General features: G+C 59.1%; 17 protein-coding genes, 1 pseudogene and 1 riboswitch. Of the genes and pseudogenes, 10 read left to right on the forward strand and 8 right to left on the reverse strand.

All coding sequences use genetic code 11. From position 1 onward, the window contains the following. Positions 1-2: 2 nt before the first annotated feature. Positions 3-671 (reverse strand): TetR/AcrR family transcriptional regulator, encoded by a 669-nt coding sequence (locus GRO01_RS09730; RefSeq protein WP_231490450.1) that lies wholly within the window; start codon positions 669-671, stop codon positions 3-5. 132 nt (positions 672-803) lie between these two features. Between GRO01_RS09730 and GRO01_RS09735 the strand changes: the two genes are divergently transcribed. From GRO01_RS09735 to GRO01_RS09750, 4 genes are read left to right on the forward strand one after another with little or no spacing between them, the layout of a single operon-like run. Beyond that, positions 804-2,000: an efflux RND transporter periplasmic adaptor subunit gene (locus GRO01_RS09735; protein WP_371857396.1), complete on the forward strand. Its 1,197-nt coding sequence runs from the start codon at positions 804-806 to the stop codon at positions 1,998-2,000. A 6-nt stretch (positions 2,001-2,006) separates the two neighbouring features. After that, entirely contained in the window at positions 2,007-5,183 is a 3,177-nt protein-coding gene (locus tag GRO01_RS09740; protein ID WP_062511297.1) for an efflux RND transporter permease subunit, read from the forward strand. Further along, positions 5,180-6,646 (forward strand): efflux transporter outer membrane subunit, encoded by a 1,467-nt coding sequence (locus GRO01_RS09745; RefSeq protein WP_062511299.1) that lies wholly within the window; start codon positions 5,180-5,182, stop codon positions 6,644-6,646. The genes GRO01_RS09740 and GRO01_RS09745 overlap by 4 nt, the downstream gene beginning before the upstream one ends. A gap of 12 nt (positions 6,647-6,658) precedes the next feature. Next, positions 6,659-7,012, forward strand: a complete 354-nt coding sequence (locus GRO01_RS09750; RefSeq protein ID WP_062511301.1) for a hypothetical protein — start codon at positions 6,659-6,661, stop codon at positions 7,010-7,012. 70 nt (positions 7,013-7,082) lie between these two features. On the opposite strand, the gene pnuC is transcribed toward GRO01_RS09750, so the two are convergent. Genes pnuC through GRO01_RS09765 form a run of 3 tightly spaced genes read right to left on the reverse strand, consistent with a single transcriptional unit; the run spans position 7,083 to position 11,286 of the window. Continuing rightward, entirely contained in the window at positions 7,083-7,664 is a 582-nt protein-coding gene (pnuC, locus tag GRO01_RS09755) for a nicotinamide riboside transporter PnuC (RefSeq protein WP_062511303.1), read from the reverse strand. Then, on the reverse strand, positions 7,655-8,809 hold the full coding sequence (locus GRO01_RS09760; RefSeq protein ID WP_062511305.1) for a phosphotransferase enzyme family protein: 1,155 nt from the start codon (positions 8,807-8,809) through the stop codon (positions 7,655-7,657). Before GRO01_RS09760 ends, pnuC begins: the two co-directional genes overlap by 10 nt. A gap of 2 nt (positions 8,810-8,811) precedes the next feature. After that, a complete protein-coding gene (locus GRO01_RS09765; RefSeq protein ID WP_231490452.1) occupies positions 8,812-11,286 on the reverse strand; it encodes a TonB-dependent receptor in 2,475 nt (824 codons plus the stop codon). A 92-nt stretch (positions 11,287-11,378) separates the two neighbouring features. After that, positions 11,379-11,508: riboswitch (TPP riboswitch) on the reverse strand. 170 nt (positions 11,509-11,678) lie between these two features. Between GRO01_RS09765 and GRO01_RS09770 the strand changes: the two genes are divergently transcribed. From GRO01_RS09770 to GRO01_RS09780, 3 genes are all read left to right on the forward strand, one after another. Further along, positions 11,679-13,133: a methyl-accepting chemotaxis protein gene (locus GRO01_RS09770; RefSeq protein WP_231490454.1), complete on the forward strand. Its 1,455-nt coding sequence runs from the start codon at positions 11,679-11,681 to the stop codon at positions 13,131-13,133. Positions 13,134-13,270: 137 nt separating this feature from the next. Then, a complete protein-coding gene (locus GRO01_RS09775; protein WP_062511307.1) occupies positions 13,271-14,509 on the forward strand; it encodes an MFS transporter in 1,239 nt (412 codons plus the stop codon). A 29-nt stretch (positions 14,510-14,538) separates the two neighbouring features. After that, positions 14,539-15,099, forward strand: coding sequence for a YdcF family protein (locus GRO01_RS09780; protein ID WP_062511530.1), 561 nt, complete (start codon positions 14,539-14,541; stop codon positions 15,097-15,099). A gap of 3 nt (positions 15,100-15,102) precedes the next feature. Here the strand turns inward: GRO01_RS09780 and GRO01_RS09785 are convergent, their stop codons facing one another. After that, entirely contained in the window at positions 15,103-16,362 is a 1,260-nt protein-coding gene (locus GRO01_RS09785) for an AGE family epimerase/isomerase (protein WP_062511308.1), read from the reverse strand. A gap of 155 nt (positions 16,363-16,517) precedes the next feature. Here GRO01_RS09785 and rpe point away from each other — a divergent pair, with 155 nt between their 5' ends. Genes rpe through GRO01_RS09800 form a run of 3 tightly spaced genes read left to right on the forward strand, consistent with a single transcriptional unit; the run spans position 16,518 to position 20,015 of the window. Further along, a complete protein-coding gene (rpe, locus tag GRO01_RS09790; RefSeq protein ID WP_062511310.1) occupies positions 16,518-17,192 on the forward strand; it encodes a ribulose-phosphate 3-epimerase in 675 nt (224 codons plus the stop codon). Further along, the gene (locus GRO01_RS09795) at positions 17,192-18,844 is read left to right on the forward strand and encodes a heparinase II/III family protein (RefSeq protein WP_062511312.1); all 1,653 of its coding nucleotides are present in this window, start codon (positions 17,192-17,194) and stop codon (positions 18,842-18,844) included. Before rpe ends, GRO01_RS09795 begins: the two co-directional genes overlap by 1 nt. 25 nt (positions 18,845-18,869) lie before the next feature. Then, positions 18,870-20,015, forward strand: coding sequence for a glycosyltransferase family 4 protein (locus GRO01_RS09800; protein ID WP_062511319.1), 1,146 nt, complete (start codon positions 18,870-18,872; stop codon positions 20,013-20,015). Here GRO01_RS09800 and GRO01_RS13830 read toward each other — a convergent pair. The 3 genes and pseudogenes from GRO01_RS13830 to GRO01_RS13835 all read right to left on the reverse strand — a co-directional run. Beyond that, positions 20,012-20,161, reverse strand: a complete 150-nt coding sequence (locus GRO01_RS13830; RefSeq protein ID WP_371857407.1) for a hypothetical protein — start codon at positions 20,159-20,161, stop codon at positions 20,012-20,014. The genes GRO01_RS09800 and GRO01_RS13830 overlap by 4 nt on opposite strands. A 9-nt stretch (positions 20,162-20,170) precedes the next feature. Beyond that, the gene (locus GRO01_RS09805; protein ID WP_244926379.1) at positions 20,171-21,976 is read right to left on the reverse strand and encodes a hypothetical protein; all 1,806 of its coding nucleotides are present in this window, start codon (positions 21,974-21,976) and stop codon (positions 20,171-20,173) included. Positions 21,977-21,991: 15 nt separating this feature from the next. After that, positions 21,992-22,387: pseudogene (locus GRO01_RS13835) on the reverse strand (flagellin N-terminal helical domain-containing protein); the annotation flags it as partial. Positions 22,388-22,447: the final 60 nt, after the last annotated feature.

The following is a 22,447-nucleotide window of genomic DNA, read 5'->3' on the forward strand; positions in this document are numbered from 1 at the left end:
GGTCAGGATTGAGCAGCGGGGCGATGGCCTTCGAGGAAAACCCTGATGCCATACGCCATGAACTCTTCAAGCTGCTCTTTTGAACGGCTGGGTTTGCAATGTGTGAGTTGGCCCAGCATGGGGCCGCCCAGCGTCATGCCAAAGAGCAGATCCGAGGCTTCGGAAATATCAGGGATATCAAGTCTGCCGGCTTCGGACTGGGTGGTCAGCCAGTTCTGGATAGGCAGGACGCGGCCGGAAAGCTGGAAAAGATCTGCGACCAACTGGCGGACTGCCGGGTTGCGGCTGGTTTCCGTGATGACGGACCGCAGCAGGCTCAGGCGTTCGTTACAGAACATGCAGGCGGCGATACAGGTCATCAGACCCAGAAGCTGTTTTTCCATGGGATCTGTGGGAAGCGGCGTGTAATTGATGGGCGCGAAAAGCCTCTCGAGGATCAGGGTCTCGAACAGGGCATGTTTGGAGTCGAAGAACTGATAGAGGGTTTTCTTGGACATGCCCGAGCAGGCGGCAATGCTGTCCATTGATGCGGCATGATAGCCATGCGTGGTCAGAACCGCGCTGGCGGCGTCCAGGATCCGGGTGCGTCTTTCGGCTTCGTCGAGCTGCACGGGGCGGCCACAGCAGGGCTGTTTCCGGTCTTCGGACTGGCTGCTCGACGGACTGTTCAAAATCAACTCCGATATTATTTCACAGACTGAATTGACGTCTGTCAAAGAAACCCGCTAGTTTCCGTCCTCGCAGGAAACTAGCGGGTTTCTGTATCACAGGATAGCGGCCGTATCATGCCTTCTTTTCAGAAAATGTCTTTGAATTCATCTGCTGCCCTGTCTCCGGCCGGTCCGTGGGGTGGGAAAGGAACCTTTCTGGTGCCGTTTCTGGCACTTCCGCTGCTGGTGGGTGGTTGTCAGAAGAAGACGCCCCCTCCGCAGATGCCGCCGCAGCCTGTCGATGTGGTGACTCTGAAGACGCAGCCTGTCACGCTTGAGACGTCCCTGCCAGGCCGGACGGATGCCTATGAGCAGGCACAGATCCGCCCGCAGGTGAATGGTGTCATTGTCTCGCGTGATTTCGAGCAGGGTGCGGACGTCAAGGTCGGGCAACAGCTCTTTCAGATCTATATCGCGCCCTATCAGGCGGCTTACGATCAGGCAAAAGCGCAGCTTCTGAACGCCCAGGCCGCGGCTGCGCGGGCGAGTGGTCAGCTGAAGCGGTATCGTCCGCTGGTAGCGGCCCATGCCGTGAGTTCGCAGGATTTCGACAATACGCTGGCGACGGCGCGTGAGGCCGAGGCTCAGGTAGCGCAGGCGAAGGCAGCGGTGGAAGCGGCTGCCGTCAACCTGAACTATACGCATGTCCGCGCGCCCATCAGCGGACGCATTGGCCGTACGCTTTATACGCCGGGTGCGCTGCTGACGGCGGGACAGACCCAGCCCATCGCTGTCGTGACGCGGCTTGATCCGATCTATGTGGACGTCAATCTTGCGGCAGCCGACATGCTGCGCCTTAAGCGCGAGCTGGCGAACGGACAGGTCGAGCGCAGTGGCGCGGATGCGGCGGCCGTCAGCCTGAAGCTGGAAGACAGCTCCGATTATCCGACGCGCGGTAAACTCCAGCTTTCCGAAGTCACGGTTGACCCGTCGACCGGAACGCTTGTGATGCGGGCGGTTTTCCCGAATCCCGATCATCTGCTGCTGCCGGGCATGTTTGTGCATGCACATATTCAGGAAGGCATTGATCCGAACGGTCTGCTGGTGCCGCAGGTCGCCGTGGAACGTGATGCCAAGGGCAATCCCTATGTCATGACCGTCGATGGCGAGAACAAGGTCAGCCAGCGTTCCATTCAGATCTCACGGACGGTCGGGGATTCCTGGCTGATTTCCGATGGCCTGAAAGCTGGCGAAAAGGTCATCGTGAACGGTCTGCAGAAAGTGCAGCCCGGTGCGAAGGTGACGCCGCATGATGTCCCGGCTGACGCCCCTGCGGGAAAGGCGGAGTAACCCCGCATGTCATTATCCCGCTTCTTCATTGACCGGCCCATCTTTGCGTGGGTTATCGGTCTGATCATCATGCTTGTCGGCGCTGTTGCGATCACGCGCATGCCGATTGCGCAGTATCCGAGCATTGCGCCGCCGCAGATTGCCATTTCGGTCATGTATCCGGGCGCGTCTGCCGAGACGGTGAACAACACGGTTGTACGCCCGATCCTGCAGCAGATGTATGGTCTGGATCATCTCGAATACTTGTCCGCTTCGTCTTATGCGAGCGGCCAGATGGAGATTGACCTGACGTTCGAGCAGGGCACAAACCCTGACATTGCCCAGGTTCAGGTCCAGAACAAGCTGCAGCTCGCACAGCCGCGCCTGCCGACGGAAGTGACGGCCCAGGGTCTGAGCATCACGAAGGCCACCAAGAACTTCATGATGGTTCTGGCCTTCATTTCCGAAGACGGTAGCATGTCCGGGCAGGACATTGCGGATTATGTAGCGTCCAACATTTCCGATCCGCTGTCGCGTGTGTCGGGTGTGGGCGATCACACGCTGTTCGGCTCCGAATATGCGATGCGCGTCTGGCTGGACCCGTCAAAGCTGTACAATTTCGGCCTGACGGTCGGGGATGTGCAGGCGGCGATTTCCGCACAGAACATTCAGGTCTCGTCTGGTGAACTTGGTGGTCTGCCGGCCAAGAAAGGTATTGGTTTTGATGCCACGATCATTGGTCCGACACGTCTGAGCACGCCGGAGCAGTTCAAGGAAATTCTGCTGAAAGTGCAGCAGGATGGCAGTCAGGTACGCCTGAAGGATGTGGCACGCGTCGAGCTTGGAGCACAGAGCTACGCACTCGGGTCTGTCTATAACAACCATCCCGCATCCGCGATGGCGCTCAAGCTGGCGCCGGGTGCGAACCAGCTCAAGACCGAAGCGGCTGTCCGTGCGCGTCTGAACGAACTGAGCCGCTATTTCCCGCAGGGTCTGAAGCTCGTCTATCCGCTGGATACCGAGCCGTTCATCACACTGTCGATCCATGAAGTGGTCGAGACGCTGATCGAGGCTATTGTCCTCGTGTTCATCGTGATGTTGATCTTCCTGCAGAACTTCCGTGCGACGCTGATCCCGACGATCGCGGTGCCGGTCGTATTGCTGGGAACATTCGGGCTGATGTCCATTTTGGGCTACAGCATTAACACCCTGACCATGCTGGCCATGGTGCTGGCGGTTGGCCTGCTGGTCGATGACGCGATCGTGGTGGTCGAAAACGTCGAGCGTGTCATGACCGACAAGGGACTGTCTCCCAAGGAAGCGGCCCGCGTCTCCATGGACGAGATCTCGGGCGCGCTTGTCGGCATCGTGCTGGTGCTGACGGCGGTGTTCCTGCCGATGGCGGCGTTCGGCGGTTCGACGGGTGTGATTTATCGTCAGTTCTCCATCACCATCGTCGCGGCCATGTGGCTGTCGGTTCTGGTGGCGATGGTCATGACGCCGGCGCTGTGTGCCTCCATGCTCAAGCCGACCCACAAGGGCCATGAGCGTGGTCCCGCAGCCTGGTTCAACCGCACATTCGATCGCCTGACGAACGGGTATATTGGCGGCGTGAAATGGCTGATCCGCGTGCCGGTCGTCAGCATGATCGGGTTCGCCCTGCTGACCGGTCTGGTCGCGTTCCTGTTCATGCGGGTGCCGGGCGGGTTCCTGCCGGATGAGGATCAGGGGATCATCTTCGGCCAGGTCACGATGCGCAATGGGGCAACTCAGGAGCAGACGGCCGCCGTTAACCGCAAGATCACCGATTACGTTCTCAAGACCTACGGCCAGTATGTTGAATCCGTCTTCACCATGACGGGCTTCAGCTTTGCGGGTCAGGGGCAGAGTGCAGGTGCGTTCTTTATCCGCATGAAGCCGTGGGATCAGCGGCCGGGCTCCGCGCACACGACCATGACGGTGTCGCGCGAAATCATGATGCATTTCTGGATGGACCCGGAAGCGCAGATCTTCGCCGTCAATCCGCCGGCTGTGATGGAGCTGGGCAATGCGACCGGCTTCGATCTGGAATTGGAAGACACCGGACATCTGGGTCATGACGCCCTGCTGGCCGCGCGAAACCAGATCCTGAGTGAAGCGGCCCAGAATCCGCTGCTTCAGGCGGTGCGTCCGCTGGGCATGGAAGATGCGCCACAGTTCAGTCTGGACATCAACCGCGAGCGCGCCAACGCACTGGGTCTGACCAATGCGGACATCAACACGACGCTCGAAGGAGCTCTGGGCTCGATCTACGTCAACCAGTTCATGCGCAATGACCGTGTCAAACAGGTCTATATCCAGGGCGAACCCTGGGCGCGTATGACACCGGAGGATCTGAACCGCTGGTATGTCCGCAATGCGATCGGGACGATGGTGCCGTTCAACGCTTTCGCCTCTGGCCACTGGGTCAACGGCCCGCAGAAGGTCGAGGACTATAACGGTCTGAACTCCTACGAAATCCAGGGACAACCGGCCGTGGGCGCAAGCTCGGGGCAGGCGATGGCCGAAATGGAGAAACTGCTGGCCAAGCTGCCGCGCGGCATCGGTTACGAATGGACGGGTCTGTCCTTCGAGCAGCTGGCTTCGGGTGGATCGACGGCACCGCTTTATGCGCTGGCTACGGTGGTCATCCTGTTCTGTCTGGCGGCGCTGTATGAAAGCTGGGCCATTCCGTTCGCGGTGCTGCTGGTGCTGCCGCTGGGTGTGCTCGGTGCCATCGTGGCGACGCTGGGCCGCGGGCTTTCCAATGATGTCTATTTCCAGGTGGGTCTGCTGACGACGGTTGGTCTGTCGGTGAAGAACGCGATCCTGATCGTGGAATTCGCCAAGGCCTTCTTTGAAAGTGGCGAAAGTCTGGAAGACTCGGTTCTGGAAGCCGGGCGCGAGCGTCTGCGTCCGATCCTCATGACCTCGATCGCCTTCGTCTGCGGTGTGTTTCCGCTGGCAATTGCGACGGGTGCGGGATCGGCGGCGCGAGTGGCGATCGGTACCTGCGTGGTAGGCGGCATGCTCTCCGCAACACTGCTGGCGATCTACTTCGTGCCGGTCTTCTTCGTGGTGGTGCTGCGTCTGTTCCGCGTCACGCGTGTGCGTGACCGCAAGGACCCGTACGCCCATTTGGACAACAAGGCGGCGCCTGTCGCCGAAGGGGAGCACGGCGCATGAAGGCCCGTCTCACACTGACTCTCGGCTTTCCCGGTCTGCTGCTGGTGTCGGGATGCAATCTGGCCCCGACCTACCATCAGCCGACCCAGGCCATACAGAACAGCTATCCGGCTGATACTGGATCGAAGAATGTTGCGGCGGCTGCCAAGGTTGCCAATCTGGGGTGGGAGGATTTCTATACCGATCCGCGCCTGAAGGCGCTGGTGGAGCTTGCGCTGCATAACAACCGCGATATCGCGGCGCAGGCTGCGGCCGTCACAGTCTCGCGCGGCCAGTACGAGATCCAGAACGCGTCCCTGTTCCCGATTATTTCGACAGGTGGGCAGGGCATGTTCCTTGGCCCGTCTGACACGGCGGGTTTCTCCTTTGCGCCGGGTCTGGGCACCAATGTTTCCACGCTGCGCCTGTATCAGACGTCCATCGGGTTCTCGTCCTATGAAGTCGATCTGTGGGGGCGCATCCGGAACCTGACGCGCCAGCAGATGGAAGCCGTGCTGAACAGTGTGGAAAATACCCGCAATGTTCTGCTCACGACCGTCTCGCAGATCGGTACAACCTACATCCAGTGGCTTGCGGATCGTGAAGAGCTTCGGGTCACGCGGGATACGCTGAAATCCGAGCGTGATACGCTGCGTCTGACACAGCTTGCGTATGACAACGGGGAAGCGGATGCCCTGACGCTGGCGCAGGTTAAGACGCAGGTCGAGCAGGCTTCGGCTTACGAGGCGCAGTATCTGCGGGCTGTGGCGGATGACGAACATGCGCTTCAGCTCCTGGTGGGGACGCCTCTGCCAGCCAACCTGCCTGAGCCAGCCCCATTTGGGGCACAGACGATGATCGGCGATCTGCCGGAGGGGCTGCCGTCAGATCTGCTGGCGCAGCGTCCGGACATCCGTGCGGCCGAGCATACGCTCATCGGTGCGAACGCCAATGTGGGTGCCGCGCGCGCGGCGTTCTTCCCGCGTGTGACGCTGACAGCATCCGAAGGGACGAGTTCGCTGCAGTTCCGCAAGCTCTTTACGCCGGGTGCCGAAACATGGACCGTCTCGCCGTCGATCAGCCTGCCGATCTTCACTTGGGGACAGAGCGAGGGAAATCTCCGGATGGCGAAGGGGCAAAAGCTGCAATATGCCGCGCAGTACGAAAAGACGGTGCAGACGGCGTTCCGTGAAGTCTCCGATGCCCTGACGGCGCGTGAAACCTACACGACGCAGGACAGGCATATGGCCGCACTGGTCGATCAGTCCCAGAAGGCGTTTGATCTGGCGATGATGCGCTATCGGGCTGGAATCGACAGCTATCTGACGACCCTCACACAGCAGCGCACGCTGTTTCAGGCGCAGCAGAACGCCATCACGGTCAAGGCGGCGCGCTTCCAGAACATTGTGACATTGTATCGCGCGCTCGGAGGTGGGTGGAGCCAGAAGACGGTTTCGCCTAAGGTGCCCACACAAACGCACTGACCGGAGAGCCTCATGCGCAGGTTGATTGTCCCAGTACTGGCCGCCCTTGCTGTTTCAGGCGCGGCCTTTGGCACGGCTGTGGCGCAGGATGCGGGCGATGAGGGAGGCCCCAAGAAGCCGAGCATGCACGACCTGTATCACAACTCGTCGCTGCCCAAGAGCCATGCCGATTTCAGCCGCTACCGCTATCGCCCACCCGGGGATAAGGTAATCGAGCAGCCGGACGCGTTCCGGCTGCTGTTCCAGACCAAGGATGGCCAGCCGGATGGCTATGCCGAACGGCGCGGAACATCGGTGTTTTACTATGATCGCTACGGCAAGCTACGCCAGATCCAGCCTCTGCCGGAAGATGCGACGGCTGGCTGATTGCCCCTGCTTTAATGAAAAGCCGCCCTGCACCGTCAGAGCGGCTTTTTTTATGTTCTGTCCGATGTGCTCAGGATGGCAGGACGGATGACGGTCTGGCTGAGGTATCCGGCTTCCAGAGGCGGTAACCATTGGTGGCCAGCAGGACAAAGCCTGCATAGAGGATCGCAGTCGGATAAAGGCTGCGGCTGATGAATAGAGCGACATAGGCACTGTCCACTACGATCCACAGAAGCCAGGTCTCGCGGTAGCGCATCGTGTCCCAGCACTGGGCAACAATACTGTAAGCGGTCAGGGTGGCGTCCGTGACGGGTGTGGGGTCGTTGGTGAAGCGGGCCAGAACGAAAGCCCACACCGCGCTGCCTGCTGCACCGCAAAGCATGCCATTGACGAGCGTGCGATTGGTGGGGCGGCGGACGCGGATCCTGCCATCGTGCTTTTCCATCTGACGCCAGTGTTGCCATCCGTAGATAACATAGAGGCTGAAAGCGATCTGAAGCCCTGCATCGGCATAGAGATGCGCTTGCAGGAAGATCCAGCAATAGAGTCCGGCCGCAGCCAGCGAGACGGGCCAGCAGATCATGCTGCGTCGCGATGTCAGCCAGACGGCGAGTGCGCTGAGGACAGCGCCCAGAATTTCGATCAGGGACATGAAGGGGCCTGAAGGGTCCGGGTCAACCAGCGCAGGAACTGCTGCCCGGAGGGCGAGGCGAACCAGTGGGCGTGGCCCAGAAGATAGTCCGTATAGGCGGCTTTCACGCCAGCCCGGTCGTGGACCAGCGTCTCGTAATAGGCGACTTCGGAGAGGGCATATTCGACGTGAACGAGGGGCAGGAAGAGGGGCACCAGACGGCGTTCTTCGCAGGAGAGCGCATATTGCGCCAGATAGCCGGACAGGAACGCTTCGAGCCGTTCATGGATGACGGGGCAATTGTTCTGGGGTTCGAGCCATGCGATGGCGGTGCGTTCGATGGCGACCGCAAGATCATAGGCGGCGCAGGTGCGGTCCGACATGCCGAAATCAAGAATGCCGCAGACCTGCGCATCGGCTCCTGTCCCTGTCCAGAACAGGTTTGATGGATGCCAGTCGCCATGGCCCCAGCGGGGCTGGATCGTGCCGAGATGGGGTTTCAGTCTCTCATGAAACGGCAGCAGGGCGGCGGGGATATCCTCACGCCAGGGATGACGGGGCAGGGCCTCTGTCAGCCCGGCCTGTTGCGGGATCCAGCGTTCCAGTCCGGCCATCAGGTTGGGGGATGTGATGACCTCGAACGTGGAGAGCAGGGGGCGTCGTGAAGGGCGGGCAGGGGCATTGAAATTTCTGGCCGCATCGTGAAGCCGCCCCAGATGCAGGCCGCCGGAAAAGGCCTGTTTGACGTTGTGGAATGGCTCCCAGGACTGCACGGTTTCGTACAGGTCATGGCCGGGCATGATGGAAAAAACCTCATAGGCTGACCCACCGAGATCAAGGGCGGCCTGCCCGGTTTTCGTACGCCATGTCTGGCCGACCGGAACGCCCTGTTCGGCCAGATGCGTGATGAAGTGGTGTTCTTCCCCAAGAGCTGCAGCATCGCGCAGGCAATGGTCATGACGTTTGACAAAAACCCGGCTCCCATCCGCCAGCAAGACGACGCCCGTTGAGGAAAACGGTCGCCGGCCATGCCAGACGACCTGTCGGGCCGGGGCTGGAAGCGGGAAATGGGACAGGACCTCGGAGGCTTCGGCATCCGACAGTGCCGGCCAGTCCCGTTTGTTTTCGGGACCGTTGACGCCGAACTGTCCGGATGCCTCTGCCATGCTCAGAATCCCGTGGAGGCGGTGAACAGGGCCGCGAAGCCGCCACCGATATAATAGCTCGGGGCACTGCCGGCGATGGTGGTGCCATAGACGCCGGTCGTGTCCTTCGCGTTCAGGGTGGGGCTGGCCACGCCGGAAAGATAGTGCTCGTTCGTGATGTTGATGAAGTTCATCCGCAGGGTCGGCTGATGCAGATGGACGTGGTCCGAAAAGCGGTAGCCGATGGCGAGATCACCCGTCGTATGATCCGAGACGCGCTCGTCATTCATGAAGGTGGCGTACTGGTGGCCGGTGTAATGCACGGTGGCGACGCCGAAGATGTGTCCGTCATCGTAGCTCAGCCCGGCCGCGGCCTGAAGGGTGGGGCTGCGGACAGCGATCCTGCCCCGCGTGCGCAGGAGATCCCCGCCAGACATCAGGTCGTTGTCGATGGTGGCGTGCAGGTATTCACCCGACACATATGGGCTGAAATGGTGCCAGGGGCGCAGGCCGATTTCCACGTCCACGCCGCGTGACGTCTGGCCGCCGGCATTCATGGTCGTGCTGACGATGGAGCCGTTCTGCACGGCCTGCGTGGAGATCTGGCGGTTGGTAAAGTTATAGTTGAACAGCGTCAGGCTGCCGATGATCCAGCGTCCCGTCCGGCGATATCCCAGCTCTTCGGAAATGGAATATTCATTGCGGACATCCGTGGAGCCGGTTCCGTACATCTCGCCCGATGAGGGGTCATAGGTGTTGTAAAGCGCGGTCTGGTCGGGGGCGCGGAAATTGGTCGTGGCGTTGAAGAAAAGCTGGTTCTCGCCGTCAATCCGCCAGCGCACGCCCAGACGGGGCAGGGGCTCCATGCTGTTGGACGCGACATGGTACTGCGGGCCCGGCAGGCTGTTTGTGCCGTCACGGCTCATCATGACGGCCTTGAAGCCGAGATCGATGGCCAGATGGTCGTGCAGCAGGGACATGTGATCGCCGACGAACAGGGCATTGGTCTGGGAAATGGTATGGAAACTGCCGCCCAGAAGCCGCTCGCCGTTTGACAGACGGATCACATCTTTGCCGTTTTCCGCCCAGATGTCCGGCGCATATCCGTTGGTCTGGACGGCTGTGAACGGCTGCTGCTCGTTGTCGTCGCCGTAATCGTACCAGTACCCCAGTACGAAATCGTTCCAGCCTGTCTTGTAATGCAGGGCGCTGGTAAAGCCGGAACGGTAGCTGCGCTGGGTATAATCCGCGCGGACCACGCCGACGCCGTCCTGCGCGCCGGGCAGGTTCAGTGTGTCGGACAGGGCCTGCGTGCCCTGATAAAGACCGGAGGTGGACATCGTGCTTCCACCCGGCCAGTTGCCATAGGCGAACTGGGCATAAGGCGTGACGTCCAGGGACAGGCGGTCTGTCAGCGTCAAATGGACGGGTGCTCCGCCATAAAGCGTGCGCTCTCCGTCACGCCACAGACGCCAGTAATTTGCGCCGTTATCAGGATTGCTGCTGTCATAGCGGGCCAGAAGGTTGTTCTGCCCTTTGATCCCGTCCGACTTCCATGTGTCCATGGTCGGTTCGGGATACCAGCTTGTGATGGTCGTGTTGAAAGAGCCGAGGAGACTGGCGCGGTTGCCCTGTCCCCATTCCTTGAGGAACTTGAAATCGACGTGTTGTTTCTCGTCGCGTCCGGGTCCGCGCCAGTTGTCGGTTGCGCCATGGGAATAGGATACGAAGCCACGGATGCCGGTATGGGCGATGTCACCGGTATCGAGGCGGATGAATTCGCGGTTGGTGTTGTAGGAGCCGTAAGAGACGCTGGCATCGCCACCGGCCTTTTTGGCGGGGTCGCGGAATGTCAGGTTCATCAGGCCGCCGACCGCATTCAGGACAGGACTGTCGAGATCGGCCGATCCCTGCGCCAGGGCGATTTCCTGATAGTTCTCGCTGTCCGCGAACTGGCTGGGCGTGCCGGAATAATAGGCCACGTCATTCAGCGGCATGCCTTCGAGGACATAGCCGATGGCGCTGTTGTCGAGACCGCGAACGGTGATGTTCGTATTCGGAGAAAAGCCCATCGGATCGGATGAGGCGACATTGGCGCCAGGGAGCATGGAGGCAAGCTGGAAGGCCGTTGCCATCGGCGCCTGTTTGGAAATGAAATCCTGACTGACCGTACTGACGGATTTTACGCCGTCCTGCAGATGGATCAGTCCGCCCCCCGGCTGGTTGCCGGGTGCGCTGTCCGAGACCCGATGGACGATGATGTGCTCGGCCTTGGGAGACTGTGTAGCATGCGCCTGCGAGGCGGTCTGCTGGATGGCTGGCTTGTTTGTGGCCGGTGTGTCGGCGGCACGCGCAACCGAAAAGCACACCGTTGTGCCGATCAGGACGGGCAGAAGGCTGCGGTACCGCGAACGGCAGACAGGAGGCGTGGGTGCCTCCCGGTGGGTAGGGCCATAGGGTCTGACAGGCGGTGTGGCCCGGTCGTGTCTGTATGCCATGATGAGAGACTCCTCGCCTGCAAGCAATGAGATCTCAGCTCTGACAGGAAAGGTTCAAGCTGCTGGCTGCATTGTGTACGAATTTTCGCTAGGCAGACAGCGACCACCATCCCTCCGCCAGTATGAACTGGATCAGGTTCGATGGGTCACTGCGCCACATGACTTTTGACGGTCATGCCAGCAGAATCTCAGCCCCATGCCAGGGCTCCCCACGGTGAAGCGCCAGAGATCCTCCGTGTAAGAGAAATTGTCAACATGATGGAGCATTCCCAGACAATGCGGCGCAACATGGCTACGAATGTGTTGCAAACAATTTCGAGAGGAATGTTCATTTTTTATTAATAACGACATGTATAGTTTTGCAGGCACTCACGCCACTCTCTGAACAGAGCGTGAGACCAGAGGTCAAAAAGGCTCTCATGCTGAACTGGATTGAAAAAACCGCCTACGTTCGCCAGAAAATCAAGGCACTCTTCGCCATCCTGGTGATGATCGCCGTGATCCAGTTCGTGGTTGAGCAGCTTTGTGAATATGTGTTTGTTCACTACCGGCATGAACAGTTCCTGTCACAGTGCGCCGGTCTGGTGTTTCAGGTCGGGCTGACGCTTCTGATCGCAAAATTTGCGGTCCGGGTCATTGCTGTTCCGTTCGAGCAGATCACCGCTGCAACGGAAAAGGTAGCAGGAGGTGCCCTGAACATTACCATTCCATGCCTGCACCATCAGGATTGTGCGGGGCGCCTTGCACGTTCGCTGCAATCGTTTCGGGAAAACAGCCAGAACCAGCTGAAGCTGCAGGAACTGTCTGCCGCAGAAGCTCGCGAAGCCGCGCGTATCCAGAAAGAGCTTTCGGGAAAAAGCGAGAGCATCCGGAGACTGCAGGGTGAGACGATCGGGACGATCTGCGCCGGGATGGAAATCGTGAAGAAAGGGGATCTGACCTTCACGTTCCAGGAGCACTTTCAGGACAGGTTTGAAGAGTTTCGTCAGGATTTCAACACGCTCATCCAGATTTACCGGACGGCAATTGCCAAGATTTCCGACGCCACATCCGTTATCGCAAACGGGACCTCGGAAATCGCATCTGCTTCTGCGGAACTGAGCGAGCGGACGGAGCGTCAGGCCATTAACCTTGCGGAGTCCGCCGCGTCCATTAACAGCATTACAAAGACGGTCGGGAAAACCGCCCGCTCTGCCGTGCAGGCTCGGGAAACGGCTTTGGAGACCCGCGGACAGACAGTTGTGATTTCCGGGATCATGCATTCGGCCAATACGGCCATGGGTGAAATCCGTTCGTCCTCGCGGCAGGTTGAGAGTATTTTGGGTCTGATCGAGGAAATTGCGTTTCAGACAAATCTCCTGTCGCTGAATGCAGGGATCGAAGCTGCACGTGCGGGAGAGGCCGGTCAGGGTTTTGACGTAGTGGCCAAGGAAATCCGGGCACTTGCGCAGCGCTCGGCCAAATCCGCGCAGGATATCCGGAACATCATCACGTCTTCAGGGCGGCAGGTGGAAGAAGGTGTTCAGCTTGTCGGTGAGGCAGACCGGTCAATGAAAATGATCAGTCAGCATGTGGATGGCATCACGTCCCTGCTCGAGGACATCTCCCATTCTACAACCGGGGAGGCGGAGAGCCTTGAGACGATCAACAAGGCCATCAACGAAATGGACCAGATGACCCAGCGGAACGCCGCGATGGCGGAAGAGGTGAATGTGGCCTGCCGGAATCTGAGCAACGAAGCGAAGGATCTGTTTGCCGAACTGTCCAGATTCCGGTTTGGTCCTGCACAGTCTTCCGCCAACCATGTGTTTTCCGCGTCGCGGACGCTGGCCCCGAGCGAATTCTGAAAACCATGCTCTTTTCCGCCGAGGCTGTAGGGGAACATTTTCGAGACATGCCTCGACATCTGTCAGGATATTCCCGAAACTGACGGCATGTCAGCCGGTTTCTTCCGTGTTCATGTCCTGAATGACAGGTATCGCCCATGATGGGGCAGGCCTTCCGGTCTCTGGGGAGGCGTAACTACCGCATCTGGGCGACGGGTGCTCTGGTCTCGAATATCGGGACCTGGATGCAGATGACGACGCAGGACTGGCTGGTTCTGACAGAACTGACCCGGCATGATGCGACGGCTGTAGGCATTGTCATGGCGCTTCAGCTGGCGCCGCCGCTTCTGTTGATTCTCTGGACCGGGAAAATTGCCGACAGGGTTGAAAAGCATCGCTTCCTGCTGCTGACGCAGGCAGCTCTCGGAACCCTGGCCATTGCGCTTGGGGTTCTGGTGGTGACGGGCATGGTCCGGCTATGGGAAGTGGACCTGTTTGCGTTTCTGAGCGGATGCGTCGCAGCGTTTGACAGTCCTGTGCGGCAGATCTTTGCAGGCGAACTCGTCGGTGAGGAAGATCTGGCCAACGCCGTTGCACTCAATTCTGTCTCATACAATGCCGGGCGCATGATCGGGCCAGCCGTGGCGGGGTTCTGTATTGCGGAGCTGGGGTCGGGATGGTCGTTCATCCTGAACGGGCTTTCATTTTATGGCGTGCTGATGTCACTCCTGTCTTTGCGGATACAAGATCTGCATCGCTTGGCACCCGCAAAACCGGAAAACGCACATCAGGAAAAACAGGATCTGCTGACGGGCGTGCGCTACGTCTGGAAACGCGATGACCTGAGAACCATCCTGTTCATGCTGTTTCTGCTCGGAGCATTCGGGCTCAATTTCCCGATCTACATTTCGACCATGGCGGTCAGCGTTTTTCACGTCGGGGCACATGGTTATGGCGTTCTCAATTCCGCCATGGCGGTCGGGACAATTGCTGGTGCGCTGTTCGCCGCCAGCCGCAGAACCATGAAATTTTCTGCCCTGCCGCAAGGGGCGGTGGTGTTCAGTCTTGCCTGTCTTCTGGGGGCTTTGTCGCCGGGCTACTGGGCCTTTGCAGTCGCACTGGTTATGGCGGGCATGGCGTCCCTGACTTTCACGGCGGTGAGCAACAGCTACATGCAGCTGGCGACAGATCCGGGCATGCGCGGGCGCGTGGTGTCGATCCGGTTTGCCGTTTTTGCCGGATCTTCGCCGCTTGGGGCTCCTCTGGTGGGAATGATCGCGAACTGTTTTGGGCCACGCTGGGCTCTGGGCGTTGGATCACTGTCCGGCATTCTGGCGGCGGGAGTGGCGTTGCTTTACCTGCACCGGTTGCGTGCCGGGCAAGAGAATGCCTCCTGATGTTCAGGAAGTTCTGGCGGCGGGCTGTCATGAGAGGATTGACCGCGGGACTGGTGCTGGGTGGTCTGCTGCTGGCCTGGATGGGGTTTGTGGCGGTTCGGGGTTTCTCGGCCATGCCGGTACGCTCTGAAATGGCCGTGATTTTCGGTACGGCAGTAACCGCCGAGGGGAAACCGCGTCCGGCGTTGCAGGAACGGTTGGAAGAGGGCCTGCGACTATGGCGTGTCGGTCTTGTCCGGATTGTCATGGTCAGCGGTGCGATCGAAAGCGGCAACCATCAGGACGAAGCCCGGATCATGGCGGACTGGCTGAGGACGCGCGGTGTCCCGGCCTTTGCCATCATCGTGGACTCGCACGGAAATAATACTTGGCTGACAGCGCTGCATGTTGCCCAAATGCGGCCTGACGGTGCCATTGTGGTTACGCAGTGGTTTCATGTGCTGCGTGCGGAATGGGCGTTGCGCCATGCGGGTGTGGCACCGGTTTCGGGCGCGGCACCATCCCGGTTCCGGCCTGTGGAGCTCTGGTATCTGTTCCGGGATTCTATGGCGCTTCCGGTCTATGTCCTGACGAAAGCGCCGCCGGGTTAGCGATCAGTAAGGGACGCCGATCTGTTCGATAGCAGTCGCGAGAGACGGCGCAAGCGGCATCATCGGGGCGATTGTGGCCTGATAGGCGTGATACAGGTCGCCTTTACCCTTGTAGATCGTCTCGGTGGGTTCGCCTTCCGGGCTGACTTCATTGAACCAGCTTCCGAAATCGCGGTCGATCAGGGTTGTGTCGATATAGTCCCAGATCATACGGTACCAGTGCTCGTAATGGGGATTGCCGGTCCGTTTGTAGAGATTGATGGCAGCGGTCAGGGCTTCGGCCTGTGCCCAGTGAATGCGGCTGCGGTTATGCGGGCCATGTTCCCAGTTGATGGTGTAGAGCATGCCTGGCCGACCATCGGCGTTCCAGCCGGTGTTTATCCCGGTTTCGAATAGGGCCTGGGCGTCATGCAGCATCCATTCCGGCGTCTCGAGTCCATGGCGCAGGAGAGCGGCTTCGAGCTTCAGGGTCAGATGTGACCATTCCACGAAATGTCCCGGCGTCATGCCGTAAGGGCGCAGGTCATCATTGGGTTTGTCGCTGTTAAAATCACGCAGGAGCGTCCAGTTGCGGTTGAAATGCTCCGGCATGGCAAACCCTTCTGCTGCCGCCAGTTCATGCACAAAGCGCGTGACGATGCGCCGGGCACGATGCAGCCATTTCACGTCGCCGGTGACGTCTGCTAGTGCCATGAAGGCCTCGGTGGAATGCATGTTGCTGTTGGCGCCGCGGTAGTCTTCCTCGTCCGACCAGTCCGGAGCAAAACTTTCGCGCATGACGCCTTCGTCTTCGCTCCAGAAATGGGTTTCGATCTGCTCGATCGCATCTTTAAGCAGATCGCCCGCGCCTTCCGCTCCGATCAGGACAGCGGATGAGGCTGCTAGGGCTACGAAAGCGTGCAGATAGGCCTGTTTGCGGTCGTTGTCCTTATCGGCAAAATGCTGCCAGCCTCCATGAGCCTCATCGCGGAAATTCGTGCGCAGGGCGTGAATGCCATGTGTGACAAGCGGTGCGCTTCCAGGCAGTCCCTGAAGCTCGGCCACGGCATAGGCATGGACGCAGCGGGCGGTCAGCGTGGCTTCGGGTTTTGCGTTTTCAAGCAGCGTACCTTCCAGATCCAGTCCGGTAAAACCGCCGTCTATGCACCCGCCCTTGCTGAAATCCAGAAGGCGACGGCCCTGCATTTCCAGCCAGGCCCGATGGGAAGGGCGGCGGATCCAGCTGTCGCGGCTGAGCAAGGTGGGTGAAAGGCGATCGGTCATGAGGCGCTCCGGGCAGGTCGGCAGATGTGGGCATCAGGACGTTTCAGGCGCTCGGGGGTTCCGGAAGGAGGGGCGCATGACATGATCCTCACGAAGATGCGCACGGATGCGGATGTGGCTTGCGTCGCGCGATGGGTTTGCCGATACATGAGAGTATGACTGACCGTCCTTCGATCATCGTCGCTCCCAGCCTTCTGGCTGCTGACTTTTCCCGCCTTGGGGAAGAGATCGCCTCCATTGCGCGTGCGCCCTGGCTTCATCTTGATGTGATGGACGGGCATTTCGTGCCGAACATTTCGTTCGGTCCTCCGGTCATTGCGGCCCTGCGCAAGTATACGGATGCGAAGTTCGACGTCCATCTGATGATCGATCCGGTGGATCCGTATCTGGAAGCGACGGCCAAAGCGGGTGCCGATCACATCACGGTCCATGTCGAGAACGCACCCCATCTGCACCGTTCGCTCCAGACCATCCGTGCGCTGGGATGCCGTCCCGGTGTGGCGATCTGCCCGGCGACGCCGGCGGTGGCGCTGTCGGAAGTCATGGATTTGGTGGACATCATCCTGGTCATGACCGTGAATCCGGGTTTTGGCGGACAGAGCTTCCTCGACAGCCAGTTGTCCAAAATCCGGACGCTTGCCGAGATGATCCGTGAGAGCGGTCGTGACATTGTTCTGGCTGTGGATGGCGGGATTGATCCGCGCACGGCTCCGCGGGTTGTGGACGCCGGAGCGACCATGCTGGTTGCGGGCTCGGCGGTTTTCGGAAAAGAAGACCGTGATGCCGCGATCAGGGCACTCGAAGGACCGTTCGTGGATCACACGACCTGATGACAGGCAGTCGCTGGCTTCGTGGTCTCCGTCTTTCCCTTGCCCGTCTGCCGTTCGGGGGACCTGCCTCGGAAGGGCCCGTGCATACGTTCCGTGATCCCTGGAAGGGAGATCCGGAACAGGGTGCCCGTCTTATCGCAGGACATTTTCGCTTCGACCGACAGGATTATACGCTTCCAAAGGGCAACTGGGAACGTGGCCCCTGGCCGGAGCCGGTGCGGGAATGGTTGCATGGATTCAACTGGCTGCGGGATCTGCGGGCGCTTGGAAGTGACAAGGCCCGTCTGACCGCGCGGGCGCTTGTCAGTGACTGGCTGGCGCATCCACCAACCGATCCGCTGGTTCGGGATGCCTGCGTCACCGGGTCCCGTCTGGCATCATGGCTGTCGAACCACGAGTTCTGCCTGGCCTCTGCCGATCCGCGTCTTCAGCAGCGTCTGATGGAGCGGATGCTGGTGGAGGGGCGAACCATCGCAGCGCTCCTGCCGCTGCCGCCACAGGGCGCGCGCGGGCTGATGGCATTCCGGGGCCTGCTGGCCGCAGCGATGGCGATGCCAGAGCATACGGGCTTCATGTCCCGCTTCCTTCGGTATCTGCCTGCCGAGCTGGAACAGCTTATTCTGGCAGATGGCACGGTCATCGAGCGCAGCCCGGAAGCGCAGTTTCTCGCAGCGCGCGAACTGGCGGAAATATCCGTCATGTTCCGCACGGCCCATGCCAGTGTGCCGCCCCTGATTGACCGGGCCTTGGACAAGGTCTGTCCTGTCCTGCGGGCCATGCGTCATGGTGACGGCGGGCTGGCCGTCTTCAATGGTGCGAATGAACGGCACAGTGCGGCTGTGGAAGATGTTCTGGCGCAGGGGTCGCGGCAGAAGCTGATTGCGCCCTCCATGCCGCAGGGAAAATTCACCCGGCTGGCGCTTGGTAAATCGCTGCTGATCGTGGACAGCGGCCCGCCGGCACCTGCCGGGTTCGACAGCATGGCCCATGCCGGAACGCTGTCTTTCGAGTTCTCGCATCAGCGTCACCGGCTGTTCGTCAATTGCGGAAGTGCGGTTGTTGGCGCCTGGCGCGACGCGATGCGGTGCAGCGCTGCCCATACGGTGCTTGTGGCGGATGGTCTGTCGTCCGCGGACTTCGGACCGGATGGCGGCATGACGCGCCGGCCGGTCACTGTGTCCTGCGATCATCAGACGGACGGTTCCGCGCACTGGCTGGATCTGTCACACGATGGCTACCACGCGCCGCTGGGAGCAAAATGGACCCGGCGTTTGTATTTCGGCTCGGATGGCGAGGATCTGCGTGGGCAGGAGCTGATAGACGGCGAACGCAACATTGATTTCGCCATCCGTTTTCACATTCATCCGGATGTGAAAGTGACGCAGGATGACGAGGACATCATCCTTCAGGCTGGTGGGACAATCTGGCGCTTCAGGCAGCGTGATGGTGTCGTGCGGCTGGAAAACGACGTTTATCTGGGACGAGGCAAGCGTGAAGTCTGCCGTCAGATCATTATTACGCCACCGGTGACCCCGGATGTTGCTCCTTCGGATGCGGAGGATGAGGTGGAGCAGGATAAACCAGTAGTTCCAAAGTCGGGGAAACGGACTCATCAGAGCATAACATGGCTTCTCGAACACATTCCGGAATAGGCAATTCCGTATCGAGGGTATTGCCGTGAAAATCCTTGAAATCACCAACGTGGATTTTGCGCTCAGACAGTTTCTGTTGCCGTTGATGCGGGAATTGCGTGAGGCTGGTCACGACGTTCAGGGAGCCTGCGCGGAAGGGGCACATCTGGAGCCAGTGCGGGCCGAGGGCTTTACGGTACATGGTGTCCCGATGGCGCGGTCGCTGTCGCCAGTGGCACAGTACCGGGCATTCATGGCTCTGATCAGGCTGATCCGGCAGGAAAAGCCGGATCTGGTGCATGGTCATATGCCGATCAGCGGCATTCTGGCGCGTTTTGCCGCGCGGCTCTGCGGTGTGCGGATCGTGGCCTATACCTGCCACGGCTTTCTGTTTAACCAGCCAGGCTCATGGCGCCGCCGACTGCTCTCCCTAGTTCTGGAATGGGCGGCGGGACGGATCACGGATCTGTATATGACGGTCTCGCGCGAAGAGGCGCGGGATGCACGTCGGCTGCACCTGAACCGCAACCCCATAGCTATTGGCAATGGTCGTGATCCTCAGCGCTATCATCCCGATGCAGAGACGCGCGCACGGTTGCGCAGGGAGCTTGGGGTGCCGGAAGACCGGCCGGTGGTGATCGTGGTGTCGCGTCTGGTGCGGCACAAGGGGCATCCCGAACTGCTGCGTGCAATGGAAGATGTGCCCGAAGCCGAACTCTGGGTTGTCGGGGAACGTCTGCCTTCGGATCATGGCGCGGATCTGACGGCGGCATTCGAACGTGCGCGGGAGCGTCTGGGGCCACGACTGCGACTGCTCGGCTATCGTGAAGACGTGTCTGACCTTCTGAAGGCAGCGGATGTGTTTGCGCTCCCCAGTCATTTCGAAGGGCTGCCGATGTCAGTCATCGAGGCGATGCTGACTGGACTGCCGGTTGTGGCGACGGATGTCCGCGGCCCGAGAGAGCAGGTATTAGAAGGGAAAACGGGTTTTCTCGTCCCGCCAGGTCTGTCCGCGCCTCTTGCCCAGGCTCTGCTTATTCTCACGCGGGATACAGCGTTGAGGGAAAGGATGGGACATGCCGGACGGCAGATGGCGCTTGAGGCATATGATGAGCCTCATATTCTCAGGCATGTTGTAAAGCTGATGGAGAAGGCCGCCTCTGGAGAAGGCCGCCTCTCAAAAATCCCTTAGCTCTGGAACAGTTTGAGAATCATCGAAGACTGACTATCCATGATTGAGAGAGACTGCACGGCAAGTTGTTGCTTCGTTTGTGCCGAAAGAAGAACACTCTCTTTGGCCAGATCGGCATCTGTCAGTGCAGATATTCCAGTCGTAATCGCATCCTGTTAGGCAGCGGTATTTTTTGTCAGCTGCGTAATCAGGGTTGAACTGTTTCCAAGAGACGCATTGATAGACGCCATTTTCGAGATGGCAGCAGTGACAGCGCCGATGGCGACATCATAGCCGCTGGTCTGCTCACCGGAGAGCGTATTTCCGGAAAAATTCCTGCTGTCTGCTGCAAGCAGAGAGGAATTCGGTGACTGGGAATTATAGACCGGAAAGTAGGTATACAGATCAATGTTATGCGGATCTTTGATGTTGCTGTAAGTATAAGGTGTGCCCGGTGTTGCCCAGACAGGGGTGCCGTCATCTGCTGTGACTGCACCGGACGGAACAGACCCGGCGATTTTTGATCCGCTTGCGACAATGGAGAGTGTACCTGCATCGATGCCGCTTCCGTTCGTCGTGATGCCTGCTGACTTCAGGGCGGTGACAATCGGTGTAAGAAGGCTGTTCTGATAGGTCGTTGATGAAGTCATATCGGGTGTGACATTCACGGCCACGATAGTGTTCGTTTCCCCTTGAGGAAACTCGGAAGATGCCGAAACCGAATAGGTCAGATTCCCGGTTGTCCCGTCTATTCCGAGGCTGACATACATGGGATTGCCAGAAGCAGTCGTCGAGACCTGGAAAACGGTTCCTGCACTGCTTTGTGAAATAATCTTTGAGGGTGTTACGTGCCCGGTCGTGGGATCAATACTGATTTCAGGAGTGCTGTCGGTCAGGGCCTGAATACTGCGGCCTATCGTTTTTGAACTTGAAAGCATTCCATCGGTAGTGGTCTGGTTCAGAACAAGTTGATAGCCGTCCAACCCGAATGATGCACCGTTCGTATTGAAGTCCATCTGGGTTGCAACGGGATCGGCAAGACTGGCTTGGGCCGTCGTCAGATTAACCTGCTGCCCGTAGGTGGAAATAAAAGATTCTGTAGCGCTGGCGTGTCCGATGTTTCCGTCGCTGTCGTAAACCAGATACCCGTTCTCGTCTCTCTGGGGCACCGAAACGGTCTTGGTATCGGTTGCCACTGGAACGATCGACCCCGAAAGAGGCGTGGTATTGATGGCATTCGTCAGGGCCGAAACATTTGGGCTGGAGGACGAATTTGGAGCGTAGATATTCCCGCCGCTGATGGTCAGTGCACCATCTGTGCTGCTGCGATCGACATGAAATCCCTGCCCGGAAATAGCCTTTATGAAGGTATCAGAAATGGCCTGATCGTCCATCTTCCCAGTGCCGGATGTATCAATTGAAACAGGTGTGATGACTGTCTGGGCGGTAGGATTTCCGAGCGCATCGAATGTCGAACTTACAGTATAGACAGGTTCGCCATTACTCCCCTGAGAGACCTGAATGGCCTTGCCCGAGTTCAGCGTATAAAGTTTCACCCCGTTTGGGTCGGTATACTGCGATGTGATGACGCTGCTTTTGCCGGAGGTAAGATCTCCTGTTTTCGGGTCCCATTTCAGGTCCGAACCGGTGCCAATTGCGGTATTAATCGTGGCCAGCGTGGAACTGCCCGAATTGTTGGTGCCGGTATTGCTTTCTTCAGCGACGAACTGGTACCGGACCGCCGGATCCTGGGCGGTTCCATTACCGGAAGCCTGTGCAATGTTATTCAGTGTCAGGGTGGTGGTGGCAGAACCTGAAACAACAAGTGTTTCCGGGTCAAATGCAAGCGTGACTCCGGTTTGATCGACATTCAGACCTGACAGGCCGAGGCCTGCCGAGGTGGCATTGTTCCCTGCAATCTTGAGAGAGTCACCATAGGCATCCAGCGCAGTTGAAGCAGTATTGGACGTCACGCCGTTCACAACGGCGCCTGCAAGAAGATTGACACCATTGAATGTGGCAGATGAGGCCATCGTGTCGATTTGGCTTAACGCTGTGGAAATCTGCGTATTGATGGTGTTACTGTCGAGACCGGTATTCTGTCCTTCTCTGATATTTGCTGCAATGGATGTCAGAACATTGTTGATGAGCGAGCCTTGGGTGCTGGCGGTCTGAACGACCTGACCAAGAATATTCAGTCCCTGTGAGATGCCAGTAAGCGCGCAGGACTGGGCCTGCATGCTATTGGCGATCGAGTAGATTGCAGGATTGTCTGAAGCAGTCGCTACGGTCTTTCCAGTCGAAACCGCTGTCTCCGCCTTATTCAGGGCTGTGGTGGTCTGCGAAAGAACCTGAAGTCCGGAAAGAACAGCGGAATTGTTCACACTAAGCACAGATCGACATCTCTCAGAGATCAAAAGACATGTTTTGATACTGTCAGTGCCCTTATAATT

It is taken from the genome of Gluconobacter roseus NBRC 3990 (assembly GCF_006538885.1).
Classification (GTDB): Bacteria; Pseudomonadota; Alphaproteobacteria; order Acetobacterales; family Acetobacteraceae; genus Gluconobacter; species Gluconobacter roseus.

What these genes read in the sequence shown, in the direction of transcription:
- GRO01_RS09765 (WP_231490452.1), bottom strand. Translation starts at nt 11,286, where the DNA reads ATGGCATACAGACACGACCGGGCCACACCGCCTGTCAGACCCTATGGC.
- GRO01_RS09780 (WP_062511530.1), top strand. Translation starts at nt 14,539, where the DNA reads ATGAGAGGATTGACCGCGGGACTGGTGCTGGGTGGTCTGCTGCTGGCC.
- pnuC (WP_062511303.1), bottom strand. Translation starts at nt 7,664, where the DNA reads ATGTCCCTGATCGAAATTCTGGGCGCTGTCCTCAGCGCACTCGCCGTC.
- GRO01_RS09750 (WP_062511301.1), top strand. Translation starts at nt 6,659, where the DNA reads ATGCGCAGGTTGATTGTCCCAGTACTGGCCGCCCTTGCTGTTTCAGGC.
- GRO01_RS09740 (WP_062511297.1), top strand. Translation starts at nt 2,007, where the DNA reads ATGTCATTATCCCGCTTCTTCATTGACCGGCCCATCTTTGCGTGGGTT.
- GRO01_RS09735 (WP_371857396.1), top strand. Translation starts at nt 804, where the DNA reads ATGTCTTTGAATTCATCTGCTGCCCTGTCTCCGGCCGGTCCGTGGGGT.
- GRO01_RS09775 (WP_062511307.1), top strand. Translation starts at nt 13,271, where the DNA reads ATGATGGGGCAGGCCTTCCGGTCTCTGGGGAGGCGTAACTACCGCATC.
- GRO01_RS09795 (WP_062511312.1), top strand. Translation starts at nt 17,192, where the DNA reads ATGACAGGCAGTCGCTGGCTTCGTGGTCTCCGTCTTTCCCTTGCCCGT.
- GRO01_RS09745 (WP_062511299.1), top strand. Translation starts at nt 5,180, where the DNA reads ATGAAGGCCCGTCTCACACTGACTCTCGGCTTTCCCGGTCTGCTGCTG.
- GRO01_RS09760 (WP_062511305.1), bottom strand. Translation starts at nt 8,809, where the DNA reads ATGGCAGAGGCATCCGGACAGTTCGGCGTCAACGGTCCCGAAAACAAA.
- GRO01_RS09785 (WP_062511308.1), bottom strand. Translation starts at nt 16,362, where the DNA reads ATGACCGATCGCCTTTCACCCACCTTGCTCAGCCGCGACAGCTGGATC.
- rpe (WP_062511310.1), top strand. Translation starts at nt 16,518, where the DNA reads ATGACTGACCGTCCTTCGATCATCGTCGCTCCCAGCCTTCTGGCTGCT.